General features: G+C 64.4%; 19 protein-coding genes, 1 tRNA gene and 1 pseudogene. 18 read left to right on the top strand and 3 right to left on the bottom strand.

What is annotated here, in order from left to right; translation table 11 throughout:
* Positions 1–7: 7 nt before the first annotated feature.
* The 16 genes and pseudogenes from nth to ABB29_RS11280 all read left to right on the top strand — a co-directional run bounded on the left by nth (position 8) and on the right by ABB29_RS11280 (position 12,652).
* Complete coding sequence (gene nth / locus ABB29_RS11215) at positions 8–691, top strand: endonuclease III (RefSeq protein ID WP_057659023.1); 684 nt, start codon at positions 8–10, stop codon at positions 689–691.
* A gap of 88 nt (positions 692–779) precedes the next feature.
* Positions 780–860, top strand: coding sequence for a hypothetical protein (locus tag ABB29_RS16150; protein ID WP_425414767.1), 81 nt, complete (start codon positions 780–782; stop codon positions 858–860).
* Positions 861–927: 67 nt separating this feature from the next.
* Positions 928–1,029 (top strand): annotated as a pseudogene (locus ABB29_RS16155) (endonuclease III); the annotation flags it as partial.
* Between the two features lie 339 nt (positions 1,030–1,368).
* Positions 1,369–2,535, top strand: a complete 1,167-nt coding sequence (locus tag ABB29_RS11220) for an OprO/OprP family phosphate-selective porin (protein ID WP_057659025.1) — start codon at positions 1,369–1,371, stop codon at positions 2,533–2,535.
* Between the two features lie 203 nt (positions 2,536–2,738).
* Complete coding sequence (pstS, locus tag ABB29_RS11225; protein WP_057659027.1) at positions 2,739–3,782, top strand: phosphate ABC transporter substrate-binding protein PstS; 1,044 nt, start codon at positions 2,739–2,741, stop codon at positions 3,780–3,782.
* 182 nt (positions 3,783–3,964) lie between these two features.
* A complete protein-coding gene (pstS, locus tag ABB29_RS11230; RefSeq protein ID WP_057659029.1) occupies positions 3,965–5,062 on the top strand; it encodes a phosphate ABC transporter substrate-binding protein PstS in 1,098 nt (365 codons plus the stop codon).
* Between the two features lie 84 nt (positions 5,063–5,146).
* Positions 5,147–6,118 (top strand): phosphate ABC transporter permease subunit PstC, encoded by a 972-nt coding sequence (gene pstC / locus ABB29_RS11235; protein WP_057659031.1) that lies wholly within the window; start codon positions 5,147–5,149, stop codon positions 6,116–6,118.
* Positions 6,118–6,975, top strand: a complete 858-nt coding sequence (gene pstA, locus ABB29_RS11240) for a phosphate ABC transporter permease PstA (protein WP_057659033.1) — start codon at positions 6,118–6,120, stop codon at positions 6,973–6,975. Before pstC ends, pstA begins: the two co-directional genes overlap by 1 nt.
* Positions 6,968–7,786, top strand: coding sequence for a phosphate ABC transporter ATP-binding protein PstB (gene pstB, locus ABB29_RS11245; RefSeq protein ID WP_057659034.1), 819 nt, complete (start codon positions 6,968–6,970; stop codon positions 7,784–7,786). The genes pstA and pstB overlap by 8 nt, the downstream gene beginning before the upstream one ends.
* 81 nt (positions 7,787–7,867) lie before the next feature.
* Positions 7,868–8,572, top strand: a complete 705-nt coding sequence (gene phoU, locus ABB29_RS11250) for a phosphate signaling complex protein PhoU (RefSeq protein ID WP_057659036.1) — start codon at positions 7,868–7,870, stop codon at positions 8,570–8,572.
* 148 nt (positions 8,573–8,720) lie between these two features.
* Positions 8,721–9,233 carry an RNA polymerase sigma factor gene (locus ABB29_RS11255; protein ID WP_057659038.1) on the top strand — a complete coding sequence of 171 codons (513 nt, stop codon included), beginning with the start codon at positions 8,721–8,723 and terminating at the stop codon, positions 9,231–9,233.
* A gap of 74 nt (positions 9,234–9,307) precedes the next feature.
* Positions 9,308–9,700, top strand: a complete 393-nt coding sequence (locus ABB29_RS11260) for an HvfA family oxazolone/thioamide-modified RiPP metallophore (protein WP_057659039.1) — start codon at positions 9,308–9,310, stop codon at positions 9,698–9,700.
* Between the two features lie 27 nt (positions 9,701–9,727).
* A complete protein-coding gene (locus tag ABB29_RS11265; RefSeq protein WP_057659042.1) occupies positions 9,728–10,597 on the top strand; it encodes an HvfB family MNIO-type RiPP peptide maturase in 870 nt (289 codons plus the stop codon).
* Positions 10,581–11,354, top strand: a complete 774-nt coding sequence (locus ABB29_RS11270) for an HvfC family RiPP maturation protein (protein WP_057659044.1) — start codon at positions 10,581–10,583, stop codon at positions 11,352–11,354. The genes ABB29_RS11265 and ABB29_RS11270 overlap by 17 nt, the downstream gene beginning before the upstream one ends.
* 101 nt (positions 11,355–11,455) lie before the next feature.
* Positions 11,456–12,085 (top strand): ribonuclease T, encoded by a 630-nt coding sequence (gene rnt / locus ABB29_RS11275; protein WP_057659045.1) that lies wholly within the window; start codon positions 11,456–11,458, stop codon positions 12,083–12,085.
* 111 nt (positions 12,086–12,196) lie between these two features.
* The gene (locus ABB29_RS11280; protein ID WP_057659049.1) at positions 12,197–12,652 is read left to right on the top strand and encodes a hypothetical protein; all 456 of its coding nucleotides are present in this window, start codon (positions 12,197–12,199) and stop codon (positions 12,650–12,652) included.
* Positions 12,653–12,734: 82 nt separating this feature from the next.
* On the opposite strand, the gene ABB29_RS11285 is transcribed toward ABB29_RS11280, so the two are convergent.
* The 3 genes from ABB29_RS11285 to rnr all read right to left on the bottom strand — a co-directional run bounded on the left by ABB29_RS11285 (position 12,735) and on the right by rnr (position 17,236).
* A complete protein-coding gene (locus ABB29_RS11285; protein WP_211260730.1) occupies positions 12,735–13,865 on the bottom strand; it encodes a DmpA family aminopeptidase in 1,131 nt (376 codons plus the stop codon).
* A gap of 95 nt (positions 13,866–13,960) precedes the next feature.
* Positions 13,961–14,704, bottom strand: a complete 744-nt coding sequence (gene rlmB / locus ABB29_RS11290) for a 23S rRNA (guanosine(2251)-2'-O)-methyltransferase RlmB (protein ID WP_057659052.1) — start codon at positions 14,702–14,704, stop codon at positions 13,961–13,963.
* Positions 14,705–14,794: 90 nt separating this feature from the next.
* Positions 14,795–17,236, bottom strand: coding sequence for a ribonuclease R (gene rnr / locus ABB29_RS11295; protein ID WP_057659472.1), 2,442 nt, complete (start codon positions 17,234–17,236; stop codon positions 14,795–14,797).
* Between the two features lie 91 nt (positions 17,237–17,327).
* On the opposite strand from rnr, the gene ABB29_RS11300 reads away from it, so the two are divergent.
* Together ABB29_RS11300 and parC are read left to right on the top strand one after the other, a co-directional pair.
* Positions 17,328–17,414 (top strand) — tRNA-Leu (locus tag ABB29_RS11300).
* A 142-nt stretch (positions 17,415–17,556) separates the two neighbouring features.
* Complete coding sequence (gene parC / locus ABB29_RS11305; protein WP_057659055.1) at positions 17,557–19,809, top strand: DNA topoisomerase IV subunit A; 2,253 nt, start codon at positions 17,557–17,559, stop codon at positions 19,807–19,809.
* The last annotated feature ends 380 nt before the right edge of the window (positions 19,810–20,189 follow it).

Consider the following 20,189-nt stretch of genomic DNA (forward strand, 5'->3'; position numbering starts at 1 on the left):
TCCGCTCATGACCCAGACCACCGTCCCGACGCGCGCACCGCGCCGCAGCCGCGCCCTCAAGCGCGACGAAATCATCGAAATGTTCTCGCGCCTGCGCGAACTCAACCCGCATCCGAAAACCGAGCTTGAGTACAGCACGCCGTTTGAGCTGCTGATCGCGGTGCTGCTGTCGGCGCAGGCGACCGATGTCGGCGTCAACAAATCGACCCGGCGCCTGTATCCGGTTGCCAACACGCCGGCGGCAATACTGGAACTGGGCGAAGAAAAGCTGAAGTCGTATATTTCGACGATTGGCTTGTTCAACGCCAAGGCCGGCAACGTGATCAAGACCTGCCAGATCCTGGTTGACCAGTACGGCGGTGAAGTGCCGGCCAGCCGTGAGGCACTGGAAGCGTTGCCGGGGGTCGGCCGCAAGACCGCCAACGTGGTCCTCAACACCGCGTTCGGACAGCCGACGATGGCGGTGGACACGCATATCTTCCGTGTCTCCAACCGCACCGGGCTGGCACCAGGCAAGGACGTGCGCGCGGTCGAGGACAAGCTGGTGAAGGTGATCCCGGACGAGTTCATCCATGACGCGCATCATTGGTTGATTCTGCACGGTCGCTATGTCTGCAAGGCGCGCAAACCGGATTGTCCGCAGTGCTTGATCCGCGACCTGTGCCGGTACCCAGACAAAACCGCCACCTGAGGCGGCATGACCACTTGCCGTGGGCAAGGCCTTACCCAGGCGGCGCCGGCTGGCTATCGGGGGCCGGTTGATCCTGCACGGTCGTTATGTGTGCAAGGCACGCAAACCGGATTGTCCGCAGTGCGTGTTCCTTGACCTGTGCCGGTACCCATACAAAACCACCACCTGAGGCGGCATGACCACTTGCCGTGGGCACGGCCTTACCCAGGCGGCGCCGGCTGGCTATCGGGGGCCGGTTGATTCTGCACGGTCGTTATGTGTGCAAGGCACGCAAACCGGATTGTCCGCAGTGCGTTATCCGCGATCTGTGCCGGTACCCAGACAAAACCGCCACCTGAGGCGGCATGATCACTTGCCGTGGGCACGGCCTTGCCCAGGCGGCGCCGGCTGGCTATCGGGGGCCGGTTGATCCTGCACGGTCGCTATGTGTGCAAGGCGCGCAAACCGGATTGTCCGTAGTGCGTGATCCGCGACATCTGCCGCTATCCGGACAAGACCGCCGGTTAGCTGGCCACGCTTCTGCCGGCAAGTCGCGGTTACCCTGCTACGCACCGGGACGAACGGCCGGGACGTCTTTTTTCTGTCATCGCAACGAAATAAGACAGTTTTGTCACAATAACGCAATCTTCACGCCCTAGTCTGCGCAACATCTTCCCGCTGCGCCCAAAGGGCTACCCATGAAACTCCTGCACTGCACGCTCGCTCTCGCCGTCGCCACCATCATCGCCGCCCCCGCCGCCAAGGCGGAAGTGGCCATAGACGTGGTCGGCGGTTCCGAGGTCAGCTTCGAAGGCCTCGTCCAGGCCGACGGCTACTGGTACGACAACGACCAGTTGAACCTGGATGCCGATCCCGGTGACGGCGACGACACCGATTTCGGCCTGCGCCGCGCCGAACTGGTGCTCAAGGGCAAGGGCCCGGGCAACATCGAATGGGTGCTGGGTTACGATGCATCGACCAGCGGCAACAAGTTCCTCGACACCAACATCAAGTACAAGTTCGGTGGCGACAAGAACAACTACCTGGTGCTGGGCCAGTTCAAGCAGCCTAACAGCATGGAAGAGCTGTCGTCGACCAAGAACAACGACTTCATCTCCAAGGCGCTGATCACCAACCTGTACGGCACCGGTCGCCGCCTGGGCGCCAGCTACAACTATGGCAGCGACGATTGGCAGGTGACCGCCAGCTACTTCGGCCGCGAACTGACCCGCGATCTCAATCACGGCAGCGGCTACGGCCTGCGCGGTGGCTGGGCGCCGTTGAACGAGTCTGGAAAAATCTTCTACATGGGCCTGTCCTACGTCAATCGTGACGTCGACGGCGACACCATCCGCCTGCGCAGCCGTCCGGCATCGGACCTGTCGCAGCGCCTGATCGACACCAACATCCGCAATGCCGATCGCTTGTGGACCACCGGCCTGGAAAGCTTCTTCGTCAGCGGCCCGTTCAAGCTGCAGGCAGAGTACATGACCACCACCGTCGATCGCTACGAAACCGGCTTCGCCGATGAGCCGGGCGGTGACTACACCACCGACGGTTACTACGTCAGCGCGCTGTGGAACGTCACCGGCGAGACCTGGAGCAACAAGGCCGGCACCCCCGGCACCGCAGGCGCCGAAAATCCGGCCGGCGGCATGTGGCAGCTGGGCCTGCGCTACGACAGCGTCGATCTGAACGACGGTGTCGAGCAACCGGGCAAGATGGATATCGTCACCGCTGGCGTCAATTACTACTGGCGCCAGAACTTCAAGCTGATGCTCGACTATTCGATGATCAGCGGCACCCGCAACGGCGTCAACGATGACCCCAACGTCATCGGTGCACGCGCGCAGTTCTACTGGTAAGCCTACCGGGCGTGGCCACGGCCACGCCCTTGCTCCGCATCACTGCACCCGGCGCATGCGCCGGCTGTCGCGACGCTGTAACCGTACTGACATCGCAGGGTCATCAACGTGTCCTGCAATGACCGCATGGCGCCGTCCGGCTGCTTTCCCATCCATCCCGCTGCCACCCAGACTTCACGGAGACTCACGTGTCCCAACATCGCATGCCCCAGAACAGCACGCACCAGAACCGCCTGTTCAAATCCGTTCCGCGCCTGGCCGTCCTGGCCCTGGGCGTGGCCCTGTCGGTCAACGCCTTTGCCGCCGACGTCACCGGCGCCGGTGCGTCGTTCGTCTACCCGGTCATGACCAAGTGGTCGGCCGATTACGCCAAGGCCACCGGCAAGAAGGTCAACTACCAGTCGATCGGCTCCGGCGGCGGTATCGCCCAGATCAAGGCCGGCACGGTCGACTTCGGCTCTTCCGACGCACCGCTCAAGCCGGACGAGCTGGCCAAGTTCAACCTGGCCCAGTTCCCGTCGGTGATCGGCGGCGTGGTGCCGGTGATCAACGTCCCGGGCGTGGCTTCCGGCGCGCTGAAGCTGGATGGTGAAACCCTGGCCAACATCTTCCTCGGCAAGATCAAGAAGTGGAACGACCCGGCCATCGCCGCCAGCAACGGCGGGGTGACCCTGCCTGACATGAAGATCACCGTGGTCCACCGTTCGGATGGTTCCGGTACCACCTTCAACTTCGTCAACTACCTGTCCAAGGTCAGCGGCGAGTGGAAGAGCAGCGTTGGCGAAGGCACCAGCGTGCAGTGGCCGGTCGGCATCGGCGGCAAGGGCAACGAGGGCGTGGCCGCCTATGTCAAGCAGATCAAGGGTGGCATCGGCTACGTCGAACTGTCCTACGCGCTGCAGAACAAGATGGCCTATTCGCGGGTGAAGAACGCCGCCGGCAACTACGTGCTGCCCAGCGACCAGACCTTCTCCAACGCCGCCGCCAGCGCCGACTGGGCCAACGCCAAGGATTTCTACCTGGTGATGACCAACGCACCGGGCGCGGAGTCGTGGCCGATTACCGCCACCAACTTCATCCTGGTCAGCAAAGCGCCGAAGAACCCCACCAGCGCCAAGCAGGCGCGCGAGTTCTTCAAATGGGTTTACGCCAACGGTGACGAGCAGGCCAAGGCACTGGACTACGTGCCCCTGCCAGACTCGTTGGTGCAGAGCATCGAAAGCTACTGGAGCAGCCAGCTGAAGTGACCAAGATGGCCTGTGCGCCCTCCCCCGCGCAGGCCATCCGGCCCACCCTGCACTCCGGATACGGGCCCTCGGGCCCGTATTTTTTTTGTTTTATGACAATTGCAGGTCGCCACTGTCATCACCGTGTAACAAAAACATCATTTCATAGCCGGACCAAGAATCCATCTTCCCTGGAGCTTTCCATGCGTGTGTCCCAGCCGGTCCGTATCGCCGCCCTCGCCCTGTCCGCCGCGTTGTTCGTGGCCGCCTGCAAACCCTCCAGCGACGCACCGGCGGCCGCCACCGGCAACCAGCCGGCTGCCGCCAGTGCGGAAAGTGGCAGCCGCCAGGATGTGCAGATCACCGGCGCCGGCGCCTCGTTCATCTACCCGCTGATGACCCGCTGGTCCGGCGACTACAACGCCAGCACCGGGGCCAAGATCAACTACCAGTCGATCGGCTCCGGCGGCGGCATTGCCCAGATCAAGGCCGCCACTGTCGATTTCGGTTCCTCCGACAAGCCGCTGGCACCCGAAGAACTGGCCCAGGCCGGCCTGGGCCAGTTCCCGTCGGTGATTGGCGGCGTGGTCCCGGTCATCAACGTCGAGGGCCTGGAGCCGGGCCAGCTCAAGCTCAACGGCGCGCTGCTGGCGGACATCTTCCTCGGCAAGATCAAGAAATGGAACGACCCGGCGATTGCCGCGCTCAACGCCGGTGTGACCCTGCCGGATGATGAAATCCACACCGTGCACCGCTCCGATGGCTCGGGCACGACCTTCAACTTCGTCAACTACCTGTCCAAGGTCAGCCCGGAGTGGAAGGAAAAGATTGGCGAAGGCACTTCGGTGAACTGGGTCGGTGGCGTCGGTGGCAAGGGCAATGAAGGCGTCGCCGCCTACGTGCGCCAGCTGAAGAACTCCATCGGTTACGTCGAGCTGGCCTACGCCGAACAGAACCACATGAGCTACGCCTCGATGCAGAATGCCGCCGGCAATTTCGTCAAGCCGACCGCCGAGGCGTTCGCCGCCGCCGCCGCCAGCGCCGACTGGGCCAGCGCCAAGGACTTCGATCTGGTCATCACCAACGCACCGGGTGACCAGGCCTGGCCGATCACCGCCACCAATTTCATCCTGGTCTACAAGCAGCCCAAGGACGCGGCCAAGGCGCAGAACACCCTGGACTTCTTCAAGTGGGCCTACGAGCAGGGCCAGGCGCAGGCCAAGGAACTGGACTACGTGCCGCTGCCGCCTGAACTGGTGACCCAGATCGAAGCCTACTGGGCCAGCGAGATCAAACGCTGATTGCCGCATTGACCGCAACGGACGCCCGCGCTGACGCGGGCGTCCTCCGAGTTACCGCCAGCATGATCCGGAAGCCCTAAGCCGATGAATACCGTTGTCATTCCCGCATCGCTGGTCGATCCGCGCAGCCAGCGCGACGCGCGCGCGGACCGGATGTTCCGCTGGTTGCTGACCGGCGCCGGGCTGTTCGTGCTGCTGTCGCTGATTGCCGCGGCGGTATCGATGTTGTGGGGCGGCCGCGAAGCCCTGCAGACCTTCGGCCTGGGCTTCTTCACCAGCACCGAGTGGAACGTCAGCACGCTGGAGTTCGGCGCGCTGGTGCCGATCTACGGCACCCTGGTCAGCGCCACCATCGCCATGTTGATCGCGGTGCCGGTGAGTTTCGGCATTGCGGTGTTCCTGACCGAGGTCGCGCCGCCCTGGCTGCGTGGACCGGTCGGCATGTCGATTGAACTGCTGGCCGGCATTCCGTCGATCATCTACGGCATGTGGGGTCTGTTCGTGCTGGCACCGCAGCTCAGCGAGCATGTGTATCCGTGGATCAACGACACCTTTGCCGACATCCCGCTGGTCGGTGCGCTGCTGTCCGGCCCGCCGCTCGGCATCGGCATGCTGACCGCCGGACTGGTACTGGCGATCATGGTCATCCCGTTCGTCTCCTCGGTGATGCGCGAGGTATTCCTGACCGTCCCCGGACGACTGAAGGAGTCGGCCTACGCGCTGGGCTCCACCAAGTGGGAAGTGGTCTGGGACATCGTCCTGCCGTACACCCGCTCGGCGGTGATTGGCGGCGTGTTCCTCGGCCTCGGCCGTGCCCTGGGTGAAACCATGGCGGTGACCTTCGTCATCGGCAACGCCTATGCGATCAAGGCCGCGCTGCTGGAACCGGGCACCTCGATTGCCGCCACCATCGCCAACGAGTTCGCCGAAGCCACCGACCCGCTGCATCGTGGTTCGCTGCTGCTGCTCGGCTTCACCCTGTTCGTCCTGACCTTCATCGTGCTGGCCGCCGCCCGCCTGATGCTGCGTCAACTGGCCAAGCGCGAGGGCAACTGATGGCTGGCACCGCACCGCTGTACACCTGGCGCCGGATCAAGAACGCGATCGCACTGACCTTGTCGGTGGCCGCGGCGATATTCGGCCTGCTGTGGCTGGTCTGGATCCTGTGGACGACGATCAGCAAGGGCATGGGCAGCCTGAATGCCGATCTGTTCACCATGATGACCCCGCCACCGAATGAACGCGGTGGCCTGCTCAACGCCATCTTCGGCAGCGCTGTGATCAGCCTGCTGGCGATCGTCATGGGCACGCCGATCGGCATCGCCGCGGGCACTTATCTGGCCGAGTACGCCAACAAGCACTGGCTGGGCGAGACCATCCGCTTCGTCAACGACATTCTGCTGTCGGCACCGTCCATCGTGCTCGGACTTTTCATCTACACGGTGATGGTGGCGCAGATGGGCCACTATTCGGCCTGGGCCGGTGCGGTGGCACTGGCCTTCATCGCCCTGCCGGTCATCGTCCGCACCACCGACGAGATGCTGCGGCTGGTACCGCAGCAGATGCGCGAGGCGGCATTGTCGCTGGGCGTGCCGCAGTGGAAGGTCACCACCCAGATCCTGATGCGCTCGGCGCTGCCGGGCGTGGTCACCGGCGTGCTGCTGGCGCTGGCGCGGATCAGCGGTGAAACCGCACCGCTGCTGTTCACCGCGTTCAACAACCAGTTCTGGAGCACCGACCTCAACCAGTCGATGGCCAACCTGCCGATGGTGATCTTCCAGTACGCGATGAGTCCCTACGATTCCTGGAACTCGCTGGCCTGGGCCGGTGCGTTGCTGGTGACTGTCATGGTGCTGCTGCTGAGCCTGATCGCACGCACCGTCCTTTTGCGAAACAAGGTGAATCATGAATGACGTGGCCCGCATCAACGTGGCAATGAACGATCGTGGCGCGGACACGCGCGCGCCCGCCGAAGTCAAACTCGCCGCCCGCGAGCTGAACTTCCACTACGGTGATTTCCATGCGTTGAAGAACATCAACCTGGATATCCCGGAGAAGCGCGTGACCGCGCTGATCGGACCGTCGGGCTGCGGCAAGTCGACCCTGCTGCGCATCTTCAACCGCATCTATTCGCTGTACCCCAAGCAGGTGGCCAGTGGTCAGATCCTGCTGGATGGCAACAACATCCTGGACCCGCGCTATCCGATGAACAGCCTGCGCAGCAAGGTCGGCATGGTGTTCCAGAAGCCTGTTCCATTTCCGATGACCATCTACGAAAACGTGGCCTACGGCATCCGCCACCACGAACGCCTCGGCAAGGCCGACATGGACGAGCGCGTCGAACAGGCCCTGCGCCAGGCGGCGTTGTGGGACGAAGCCAAGGACAAGCTGAAGAAGAGCGCGCTGGGTTTGTCCGGTGGCCAGCAGCAGCGCCTGTGCATCGCCCGCGCTATCGCGCTGCGGCCTGACGTGCTGTTGCTGGATGAGCCGACCTCGGCACTGGATCCGATTTCGACCAGCAAGATCGAGCAGCTGATTGAGGAACTGAAGGACCATTACACCATCGCCATCGTCACCCACAACATGCAGCAGGCCGCGCGCGTGTCCGACTACACCGCCTTCATGTACCTGGGCGAACTGATCGAACACGATGCGACCAGCACCATTTTCTCCAACCCCGGCAAGCAGCAGACCGAGGACTACATCACCGGTCGGTTCGGCTGATCCAGCCGTGCCGAAGCCGGCATTGCCGCGCCGGCGAGCAGCATAGTCAAAGAACGCATTGATCATCCGCAGAGACCACCCATGAACACCCATGAGCACATCGTGAAAAGCTACGACGAAGAGCAACGCCATCTGTCCGGCGAGATCGTTCGCATGTGCGACATGGCCATCGCCCAGCTGGAGGCCGCGCTGGACGTGGTCGAGCGCCGCGACGACCGTGCCGCCGAACGCATCATCGCCAATGACGAGGCCATCGACGCGCTCGAGAACAGCCTCAGCCACGACGTGATGCAGCTGGCCCTGCGCGGGCCGATGGCGCGTGACCTGCGTGAGATCCTGGCCGCACTGCGGATTCCGTCGGACATCGAGCGCATTGGCGACTATGCCGCCAACGTCGCCAAGCGCTCGATCGCCCTCAACCTGTCGCCGCCGATGCCGCACATCACCGGCCTGCGGGCACTGGGCAAGCTGGCGGTGCGGCAGCTGCGCGAGGTCATCATCGCCTACCGCGACAACGATGCGGTGCTGGCGCTGAAGGTCCGCGAGAACGATGCCGAGCTGGACGAGCAGTACACCGCCCTGTTCCGCGAACTGCTGACCTACATGATGGAAGACCCGCGCAACATCACCCCGTGCACCCATCTGCTGTTCATGGCCAAGAACCTGGAGCGGATTGGCGACCACGCCACCAACATCGCCGAGAACGTTTGGTTCCTGGTTCACGGCGAACAGCCGCTACCGCCCCGCGACAAACGTGACAGCACCAGCAGCGCGCTGCCGCTGTAAGCTCCCCGCGGCAATCAGCTGAACGATTTCTGACCCGGCGCGGCGGCGGTCCGACCCCGTTGCCCCGGCGACCTGCTCTTTAAGCGAAATTGAACGCCTGTCGGTCCATTGTGGCTGGCAGGGATTCGTCGCCCAGGGAGACAGGCCAATGAGCATCGCCGACGCGCAGGACATTCTTGCAGCCCGTGACGGGGACGTTGTTGCATTGCAACGCGTGCTCAGCGATTCGCGCCAGAACCTGCGCCGGTACGCCGAATATCACTGCGTGGTCAATGACGCCGAGGACGCCCTGCAGGAAAGCCTGCTGCAGGCCTCGCGGCATATCGGCAGCCTGCGTGCGGTCGAGGCCTTCGCCTCGTGGATGTTCCGCATCGTCAAACGTGAGTGCAACCGGCTCAAACGCGGCCTGCGTACCCTCAGCGGCGACGTTATTACCGACGATATCCTGCCGCCGGTTCAGTTCGAACCGGTCGAGATCGGCATGGATGTGGCTTGTGCGCTATCTTCGCTACCAAGCCACTATCGACAGATCATCCTGCTGCGCGACCTGCAGGGCATGACCATCCAGGAGATTGCCGACCAGCTCGGGGTGACCCGCGAGGCCACCAAGTCGCGCTTGCATCGCGCCCGCGCATTGGCCCGCGAATACCTGCTGGACTGAACATCATCGTTTGAACTTGCCGTTTGACCGGCAACCACCCGTGCATCAATGCACACATTGAAGGAGTAATACCCATGTCGAAGTCCAACAAGAAGCCCGTCACCATCGCCGCAGGCGCCGTCCTGGCGGGCGGTCTCGCCCTGGCCGGTTCGGCATTTGCCATGCAGCCGCTGCAGCAGGGCTACCTGCTGGCCGCCAGTGGCCAGGACCATGCCGCCGCCGACAAGAAAGCCGAAGGCAGCTGCGGTGCTGACAAGAAGGCCGAGGGCAGCTGCGGCGCCGACAAGAAAGCCGGTGCCGAAGGCAAGTGCGGTGAAGGCAAGTGTGGCGCCGACAAGAAGGCTGGCGAAGGCAAGTGCGGTGAAGGCAAATGCGGCGCCGACAAGAAGGCCGAACATGCTGACGCCGCCGACAAGGCCGGCAAGGAAGGCGTGTGCGGCGAAGGCAAGTGCGGCGGCAGCCTGTAAGCGGGCCGACTCGGACGGAGTACACGCATGAGCGAACGTCCCACCCGATACAGCGCCGGCCTGGGTCTGCGACGCGGCCTGATGGACGCATTGTTGCAGGCCCCGGAGGGCGCATTCGATTTCCTTGAATGCGCACCGGACAACTGGATCGGCGTGGGCGGACGCTACGGGGACGCGCTGGCACGACTGTCAGCGCGCCACCCCCTGACCTGCCACGGTCTGTCACTGTCGCTGGGCGGAGTGGAACCACTGGATGAAACCTTCCTGGTCCGCACCCGGCGCTTCCTCGATCAGCACCAGGTCGCACTTTACAGCGAGCACCTGAGTTACTGCACCGACGACGGTCATCTGTACGACCTGATGCCGATCCCGTTCACCGAAGAAGCCGTCGGCCACGTCGCCGCCCGCATCGGCCAGGTCCAGGACATTCTCGGCCGGCGCATCGCGGTGGAGAACGTTTCCTATTACGCCGCGCCGTTCCAGGCCATGGACGAAGTCGATTTCGTCAACGCGGTACTGCAGGAGGCCGACTGCGACCTGCTGCTGGACGTCAACAACATCTACGTCAATGCCATCAACCACGGCTATGACGCGCACCAGTTCCTGCAACGGATGCCGTCATCGCGCATCGTTTCGTACCACATCGCCGGCCACTACGACGAGGCCGGGGATCTGAAGGTCGATACCCATGGCGCCGCGGTCAAGGACGATGTCTGGTCGTTGCTGCAGGCAGCCTACGCACAACACGGCGTGCAGCCGACGCTGCTGGAGCGCGATTTCAATTTCCCGCCGTTGGCCGAGCTGCTGGTGGAAGTACAGCGCATCCGTCAGCTGCAAGCCGATGCATCACAGGCCAACCACGCCGGCCAGCAGGTGAGTCATGCCGCACGCGCCTGAGCAGTTGCGCCAGCAGCAGCTGCAACTGGCCAGCCACCTGCGCGACCCGGCCCGCCATGCAGCGCCGGCGGGACTGGAAGATCGCCGGCTGGCGATTTACCGCAGCCTGTTTTTCAACAATATCGAAGCATTGCTGGCCGGCAACTTTCCGGTCATCCGCAAGACCCTGGGCGAGGCCGGCTGGCAGCAGTTGGTGCGTGCGTTCTATGCCGATTACCGCTGCCACACGCCACTGTTCACCGAAATCGGTCGCGAGTTCATCCAGTTCCTGCAGCAACGCGGCGAACAGCAGCCGGCACCGGACCCGGAATGGCTGGCCGAACTGGCGCATTACGAGTGGGTAGAGCTGGCGCTGCAGATTTCCGATGAGCCGACACCGGCACATGACCCCGATGGCGATTTGCTTGCCGGCACGCCACTGTTGTCACCGACGGCCTGGGCGCTGGCCTACCGCTGGCCGGTGCAGCAGATTGGTCCGGACTTCCAGCCCACGCAGGCGCCTGCCGCGCCGACGCTGCTGCTGGTGCGGCGCGACGCCGATTACCGCATCCATTTCGCCGCCATATCAGCACTGGTGTACCGGTTGCTGGAGCTGCTGGGCGAAGACCAGCGCAGCGGTCGCGAGCTACTCGAGCAACTGGCTACGGAGGCTGCCAGCGAGGATCTGGCCAGCTTCGTCCGCGATGGCGGCGCCATGCTCGAACAACTGCGCCAGCAAGGCACCTTGCTGGGCACTGACGACCGGAGCAGCGCCTGAAGCGCGCACACCGCGGTGCCGATGCTCCTGAGCAAGCGCGCAAGCCGTTGATCCGGCAGGTCCTGCCGGGCTCCCCCGGGCCGCTCTGCTAACCTTCCGCCATGACCGATGCCGCCCAACTCCCCACGATCACCCCGATGGCCCGCCGTTTCCGCGGCTACCTGCCGGTGGTGGTGGACGTGGAAACCGGCGGCTTCGACTGGAACCGCCATGCGCTGCTGGAAATCGCGGTGGTGCCGATTGATCTGGACGAGGCCGGCGAGCTAATCCTGGGCGACACCGCCAGCGCCCACCTGATTCCCGCGCCGGGCACCGAAATCGACCCCAAGTCGCTGGAAATCACCGGCATCGTCCTCGATCATCCGTTCCGCTTCGCCAAGGCCGAGCGCGACGCACTGGATCATGTGTTCGCACCGGTCCGCGCCGCGCTCAAGAAACACGGCTGCCAGCGCGCGATCCTGGTCGGCCACAACGCCCATTTCGACCTCAATTTCCTCAATGCCGCGGTGGCCCGGACCGGCCACAAGCGCAATCCGTTCCATCCCTTCAGCGTGTTCGACACGGTCAGCCTGGCCGGTGTCGCCTACGGCCAGACCGTGCTGGCCCGTGCGGTCCAGGCCGCCGGCATGGAATGGAATGCCGAAGACGCGCATTCGGCGGTCTACGACACCGAGCAGACCGCGCGGCTGTTCTGCAAGATTGTCAACGCCTGGCCGCGGCCGGCCGGCTGATTGCCCGCGCCGGCGATCCGGCGTCGCTGTCATCGCCGTGTCATGCAAGGATCATCGCGCTGCCACCAGCTGGCGCCATCCTGAGCCGTGTGCCATCGCGGAGATCCGGTGATGCTGTCCCCTGCCCTGCAAGATTCCACCCTGCCCGAGCCCCTGCCGGCGATGCGTTCGCGCTGGCGCGAACATGCCATTCATATCGGTGCGGTCGCCGATGTCGAGGCGCTGGATGAGCTGGCCCGGCGCGTGTCGGCCGCCTGCGCGCATGACGGTCATTCCGCCCATCTGGTGGTAATCGCCGATGCCCAGGCCTGCCAGCGCCCGGCGCATTCGGCAATCGACTGGACCGACTGGTCAATCGGTGGTCGCTGGCTGCGCTACCAGCACCAGGCCGGTCGCCTGTTCGAGCCGGGCCATCACGAGGTATTCGGCAACGTGGTGTTGTTCGCGCTGGCCACTGGCGTGCCGCTGTCGGCGCTGAACCTGCGCGCCTGCGACCCGCAACGACCGCTGCCCGCGGCGTGGACCAGCCATGCACGGCCACAGGTCTACCTGCACCTGCGTCACTGACATTCAAGCAATCGGCGGCTTTGCCGCTCGACAGACAGCGCGTCCAGTTTGCGACCGGCCACACTGCGGCAATGACAGCCAATCAGTGCTTCGGCGGTGCGATGCCGTAGCGCTGCAGGACCTCGCGTACGCGGTCGAGCGGGATCGCCTCGACGGTCTTGCCGTTACCGCTGACCGTGGTCGCCATGAAAATCGAGTTGTAGATCGCTTCTTCCACCGCCTCCACGCTGGCCTGGAAAACGCCACTCATCTGTTCGTTCGCCAGTTCCGAGGTCTCCAGGCGGGTGGCATCGAAAGCACGCCGCACGGATGCTGCAGTGGAAAAAGCCAGCACATAGTCGCCGCTGCCGTTGGATGCGGAGCTGCCGGTGCGACCCAGCCCCATCATGCCGCGTGATGCCAAGCGGCGCAGGTTACGGTCACCGAGAGGCGCATCGGTGGCGATGATGATGATGATGGAACCATCGCCGCGATCATCAGCCGCGCCTGGCTGGCCATTGCCCTGCAAGGCAACAGCATTCTGGAAGGCATAGCGCTCCAGTTCACGCCCGACGGGTGCTCCGGACACCTGCAACACGCCACCAAAATTGCTCTGCACCAGGACACCGACCGTCCAGCCGCCCAGTGACGCAGGCAGTACCCGTGAGGAGGTACCGATGCCACCCTTCCAGCCAAAAGCCACCGTGCCGGTGCCAGCACCCACGCTTCCTTCCTGCACGGCACCGCTGGCAGCGGATTCCAGCGCAGTGCGTACCGCAGCGGCGGTGACCGGACGTGCGCGGATGTCATTGAGTCCACCGTCGTTGGTTTCGCCAACCACCACGTTGAGCGAGCGCACCTGATGCATGTCTGGCTGGTCCAGCATCCAGGCGGCCATTGCATCGGCCGCCTTCCACACGCAGAGCGTGCAGGTCAGCAGGATGGGCGTCTCCAACTCGCCCAGCTCATTGACCTGCGTGCTGCCAATGAACTTGCCGAATCCATTGCCCACATGCACCGCCGCGGGTACACGTGACCGGTAGGCATTGCCGGAGTGCGGAAAGATCGCGGTAACACCGGTACGCACGGTATCCCCTTCCTTCAGAGTCACCTGGCCGACGCGCACGTCGGCCACGTCGGTAATGGCGTTGTGCTTGCCGGGCGCGAAGATACCGGGCGCGACACCGAGGTCACGAGCACGCAGGCGCGTGTCATCGCGTGCCGTGGCCGGCAACGAACAGGACAGTAGAAGGAGCGGACCCAGGACGTGACGGGCCCAGGAGAATATCCGGCGGCATCCAGTGCTCATACAAGATCCCTGTTAGCGCATTAGCGGCGCTGGCGGACCGCTTCGAACAGGGTCACGCCGGTGGCGACCGACACGTTCAGGCTTTCGATATCGCCGGGCATCGGAATTTTGACCAGGCCATCGCAATGTTCGCGGGTCAGACGGCGCATGCCGTCACCTTCGCCGCCCAGCACCAGCGCGATGTTGCCGCGCAGGTCGGTGGCGTACAGGCTGGCGTCGGCTTCGCCGGCCAGTCCGTAGATCCAGACCCCAAGTTTCTGCAGGTCTTTCAGGCAACGGGCCAGATTGGTCACCGCGACCACCGGGATGCGGTCGGCGGCGCCGGCCGACGTCTTGCGCACGGTGGCATTGATGCCAACCGACTTGTCCTTCGGAATGATCACCGCGGTCACCCCGGCGGCAGCGGCGCTGCGCAGGCAGGCGCCCAGGTTGTGCGGATCCTGGACACCGTCGAGCACCAGTACCAGCGCCTTGCCTTCGGCGGCTTCGACCAGCCCCTGCAGTTCGCTCTCGTCCCAGGTACGGGCAGCGGCATAGCGCGCGGCCACGCCCTGGTGGCGGACCGAACCGCCGACACCATCCAGCGCCTGGCCATTGACCCGGCGCACCTCGATACCCTTGCGGCGGGCGTTCTCCTCGATTTCGGTCAGGCGGGTGTTCTTGCTGCCGCCTTCGACCAGCACCTCGCGCACGTTGTCGGCATCGTTCTCGATCGCCGAGGCCACGGCGTTGACGCCGACAATCCACTGGTTCTGCTTGCTCATGGGCACTTCATTGTTGGATGCGGCAGCGTGCCCACCCGTGCCCCGCCGACAGGCGGCCGGGGCGCGGCGGACCACTCCCGCAGGGAGGGATCAGTATTTCTGCTTCTTGCGCTTGGCCGGCTGTCCACGCGGCGGCGGCGCAGCGGCCGTCTCCTGCGCATCCTCCACCAGCTTGAAGTCGATCTTGCGCTCTTCCAGGCTCGCCTTCATCACGATCACCCGGACCGGATCGCCCAGCCGGAACTCGCGCCCGCGGCGTTCGCCGGACAGGGTTTTGCGGATGGGGTCGAAATGATAGTAGTCATTCGGCAGCTGGGTCACATGGACCAGGCCGTTGACCTTGGATTCGTTCAGCTCGACGAACAGGCCAAAGCTGGTGACCCCGCTGATGACGCCGTCGAACTGGCCACCGACGTGTTTTTCCATCCACGCCGCGCGATAGCGATCGTCGACCTCGCGCTCGGCCTCGTCGGCACGACGCTCGCGTTCGGAGCATTGCAGCGCCAGCGCGGTCATCTGGTGCGGCGTGTACTGGAAGTTCTCCAGCTTGCCGCCACTGAGCCCGTACTTGATCGCCCGGTGCACCAGCAGGTCGGGATAGCGCCGGATCGGCGAGGTGAAGTGCGCGTACGCCTCCAGTGCCAGGCCGAAGTGGCCGGCATTATCCGGTGAATACACGGCCATTGACTGGCTGCGCAGCAATACCGATTCCAGCAGCGTGGCGTCGACCCGGTCGCGCACCTTCTTCAGCAACTGGGTGAAATCCTTCGGCTGCACCTTGCTCCAGGCCGGCATGCTGAGCTTGAATTCCTTGAGGAATTCCAGCAGGTCGGCGTACTTGGATTCCGGCGGCTTGTCGTGCACGCGGTACGGGGCCGGGATATGCCGTGCCAGCAGATAGCGCGCCGCCTCGACATTGGCGGCGATCATGCATTCCTCGATCAGCTTGTGGGCGTCGTTCCGCTGCAGCATGCCGGCCTGGGTCACTTCGCCGGTGTTGTCGAGCACGAAGCGCACTTCCGAGGATTCGAACTCGATGGCACCGCGCTTGGCCCGCGCCTTGGCCAGCACCTGGTACAGCTGGTGCAGGCGTTCGACCTGCGGTTGCTGCTCACCCAGGGTCACTCGCTCCTCGCCTTCCAGCCCGACCGCATTCCAGACCTGGGTATAGGTCAGCCGCGCGTGCGAGTTCATCACCGCCTCGTAGAAACGCGAGCGGGTCACCTGGCCATCGCGGTCCACCTGCATGTCGCAGACAAAGCACATGCGGTTGACCCTGGGATTGAGCGAACAGATGCCGTTGGACAATGTCTCCGGCAGCATCGGCACCACGAAACCGGGAAAGTACACCGAGGTCGCGCGCTTCTGCGCTTCGTCGTCCAGTGGCGTGCCCGGACGCACGTAATGCGAGACATCGGCAATCGCCACCACCAGCCGGAAACCTTCCGCATTGGTTTCGCAATAGACCGCGTCATCGAAGTCCTTGGCGTCCTCACCGTCGATGGTCACCAGCGGCATGCTGCGCAGGTCGACGCGGTCGCCGAACATCGACTCGTCCACCTGCAACGGCACCGCGGTCGCCTCGCCCAGCACTTCCGGCGGGAACTCATGCGGCAGGTCGTGGCCATGGATGGCCGCTTCCACCACCAGCGACGGGGTCAGCTTGTCACCCAGCACGGTCAGGATGCGGCCAATCGGCGGGCGCCGCGAGTCCGGTGCCTGGGTCAGCTCGCAGACCACCAGTTGGCCGTCGCGCGCGCCCATGGTGGCGTCCGGCGGTATCTGGATGTTGCGCTGGATCCGCTTGTCGTCGGGCTCGACGTAGGCAATGCCACCCTCGAAGCCGAAGCGGCCGATCAGGCGGTTGAGGCGCCGTTCCAGCACCCGCACGATGCGGCCTTCGCCGCGGCCGCGGTTGTCGACGCCATTCAAGTTGGCCAGCACCCGGTCGCCGTGCATGACCTTGCGCATTTCATAGGGCGGCAGGAACAGGTCGTCGCCGCCGGCCTCCGGGCGCAGGAAGCCGAAGCCGTCCGGGTTGGCGATCACCACGCCGGGGACCAGGTTCATCTGTTGCGACGGCGCATACGCACCGCGGCGGTTCTGCACCAGCTGGCCGTCACGCAGCATCGCCGACAGCCGCTTGCTCAGCGCCTCGAAACGATCCTCGGCGACCAGCTGCAGCGCGCCGGCCAGTTCTTCCGCGGTCTGCGGACCATCGCAGGACTCCAGCAGCTCGAGGATGGCCTCGCGGCTGGCAATCGGATTCTCATAGCGCGCCGCCTCGCGGTTGGCATGCGGGTCGCGGAACTCACCGGCCGGCTTGCGTGGGGGCGCCGGCTTGCCGCCGCGACCGGGCAACGGCGGCAATACTTCCGGCATCCACGGCGGCCGCGCCGACTTGCCCGCCGGCTTGGCGCCCCTGGCGGGCGGCTTGCCACCGGATTTGGCGGCGGCGCCCTTGCCGGACGCGCTCTTGCGCGGCTTGGCGGTGGCGGACTTGCTGGCGCTTTTCTTGGTTTTTTTTGTCATGCCGGCATGGTACACCCCGACTGAATCCACAACGCGTGAGCAAAAGTGTTTGACATTTTTTTTTCGCCCCCCCAAAATGCGCGCCTCACCTGCCCAGGTGGCGGAATTGGTAGACGCACTAGCTTCAGGTGCTAGCGGGGGCAACTTCGTGGAGGTTCGAGTCCTCTTCTGGGCACCATCTTGAAAATGCGACGGTCTTCGGGCCTTCGAAAGATGACATCAAACCCCGCTCTGGCGGGGTTTTTTGTTGCCTGTCGCATGCGCCGAGACCGGCGCGGGTAGAATTACGGTCAGGTTTTTACCAGCGAATGACTGCCCTGATGAGCGATACCCCCGACACCGTACGCGGCACCTTCCACGGCTTCGAACAGATTCCGCTGCGCGAGTACGCCGAACGCGCCTACCTGGACTACTCGATGTACGTGGTGCTGGACCGCGCACTGCCCTTCATCGGCGACGGGCTCAAGCCGGTGCAACGGCGCATCATCTATTCGATGAGCGAGCTGGGCCTGAACGCCAGCGCCAAGCCGAAGAAATCGGCGCGTACCGTCGGCGACGTCATCGGTAAATTCCATCCGCATGGCGACAGCGCGTGCTACGAGGCGCTGGTGCTGATGGCGCAGCCGTTTTCCTATCGCTATCCGCTGATCGAAGGCCAGGGCAACTTCGGTTCCACCGACGACCCCAAGTCGTTCGCGGCGATGCGCTACACCGAGTCCAAGTTGACCCCGATTGCCGAGGTCCTGCTCGGCGAACTCGGCCACGGCACGGTCGACTGGACCGCCAATTTCGATGGCACCCTGCAGGAGCCGACCTGGATGCCGGCACGGCTGCCGCACCTGCTGCTCAACGGCACCACCGGCATCGCGGTCGGCATGGCCACCGACGTTCCGCCGCACAATCTCAATGAAGTGGTCAGCGCCTGCATCCGCCTGCTCGACGATCCCGACTGCACGGTAGCCGACCTGTGCGAGCACGTGCGCGGTCCGGACTACCCCAGCCAGGCCGAGATCATCACCCCGGCCGATGACCTGCGCGCCATCTACGAAACCGGCCACGGCAGCGTCCGCGCCCGCGCCACCTTCGTTCGCGAAGCCGCCAACATCGTCATCCATGCGCTGCCCTACCAGGTCTCGCCATCCAAGGTCATCGAACAGATCGCCGCGCAGATGCGGGCCAAGAAGCTGCCGTGGCTGGAAGACATCCGCGACGAGTCCGACCACCGCAATCCGGTGCGGGTGGTGTTGATCCCGCGCTCCAACCGGGTCGACGCCGAGCAGCTGATGGGCCATTTGTTCGCCACCACCGACCTGGAAAAGAGCTACCGGGTCAACATGAACATCATCGGCCTGGACGGGCGACCGCAGGTCAAGAACCTGAAAGTCCTGCTCGACGAATGGCTGACCTTCCGCCACGACACCGTGGTGCGCAGGCTCAAGCATCGCCTGGACAAGGTCGAACGTCGCCTGCACCTGTTGGAAGGCCTGCTGGTCGCGTTCCTCAACCTGGACGAAGTGATCCGCATCATCCGCAGCGAAGACGAGCCCAAGCCGGTGCTGATGGCCCGCTTCAAGCTCAGCGAGGACCAGACCGACTACATCCTCGACACCAAGCTGCGCCAGCTGGCACGGCTGGAAGAAATGAAGATCCGCGGCGAACAGGATGAACTGGATGCCGAACGCGACCGCCTGATCAGCACCCTCGGTTCGAAAGCCAAGCTGAAGAAGCTGATCAAGGACGAGTTGATCGCCGACGCCAAGAAATTTGGCGACGCACGGATGTCGCCGCTGGTGCAACGCGAAGCCGCCCAGGCGCTGGATGAAACCGAACTGCTGTCCAGCGAGCCGATGACCGTGGTGGTGTCGGAGAAAGGCTGGGTACGCGCGGCCAAGGGTCATGATGTCGATGCGTCCAGCCTGTCCTACCGCGAGGGCGATGGATTGCTGGCCGCGGTTCGCAGCCGCAGCACCCAGCAGGTCGCCTTCATCGATTCCAATGGCCGCAGCTATTCCACTGCCGTACACACCCTGCCTTCGGCCCGCGGCAACGGCGAGCCGCTGACCGGCCGCTTCTCGCCAGCCGCTGGCGCCGGCTTCCAGGCCCTGGCCAGCGGCGGCAACGATGACCGCTTCGTGCTGGCGTCCTCGCATGGCTATGGCTTCGTCACCCGCTTCGAGAACCTCACCGGGCGCCAGAAAGCCGGCAAGGCGATGCTCAACCTGACCACCAATGCCAAGGTGCTGCAGCCGGCCGCGGTCGCCAATCTGGAAACCGATCGCATCGTCGCCGTCACCAGCGCCGGCCACCTGCTGGCGTTCGCGATCAGCGAGCTGCCGGAACTGGACAAAGGCAAGGGCAACAAGATCATCGAGATTCCCAAGGCCAAGCTGGGCACCGAACGGGTGGTCGCGGTGGCGGCGGTGGCGCCCGGTTCAACCCTGCTGGTGCGCAGCGGCCAGCGGACGATGTCGCTGTCGTTCAAGGATCTGGACACCTATCTGGGCGCGCGAGCCTCGCGCGGTGGCTTATTGCCGCGAGGGTGGCAGAAAGTCGACGGTCTGGACGTGGAGTAAACACCGATCGTTGCACCAGGCTTTTCATTATCCGGGCGCGTGGCGACGCGTTCGTCAATGTCGCCACGTCCTGTTAGCCGGGGCGCGGCCTGGACGTGGAGTAAGCACCGCTCGTTGCACCAGGCTTTTCATTATCCGGACGCGTGGCGACGCGTTCATCGATATCGCCACGTCCTGTTGGCCGGGGCGCGGCCTGGACGTAAAGTAAGCAACGCTATCCCCGCATCAGGTTTTTCACTATCCGGGCGCGTGGCGACGCGTTCGTCGATGTCGCCACGTCCTGTTGGCCGGGGCGCGGCTTGGACGTGGAGTAAGCAACGCTATCCCCGCATCAGGTTTTTCACTATCCGGGCGCGTGGCGACGCGTTCGTCGATACCGG

The sequence above is a fragment of the Pseudoxanthomonas dokdonensis genome (assembly GCF_001431405.1).
GTDB lineage: Bacteria > Pseudomonadota > Gammaproteobacteria > Xanthomonadales > Xanthomonadaceae > Pseudoxanthomonas_A > Pseudoxanthomonas_A dokdonensis.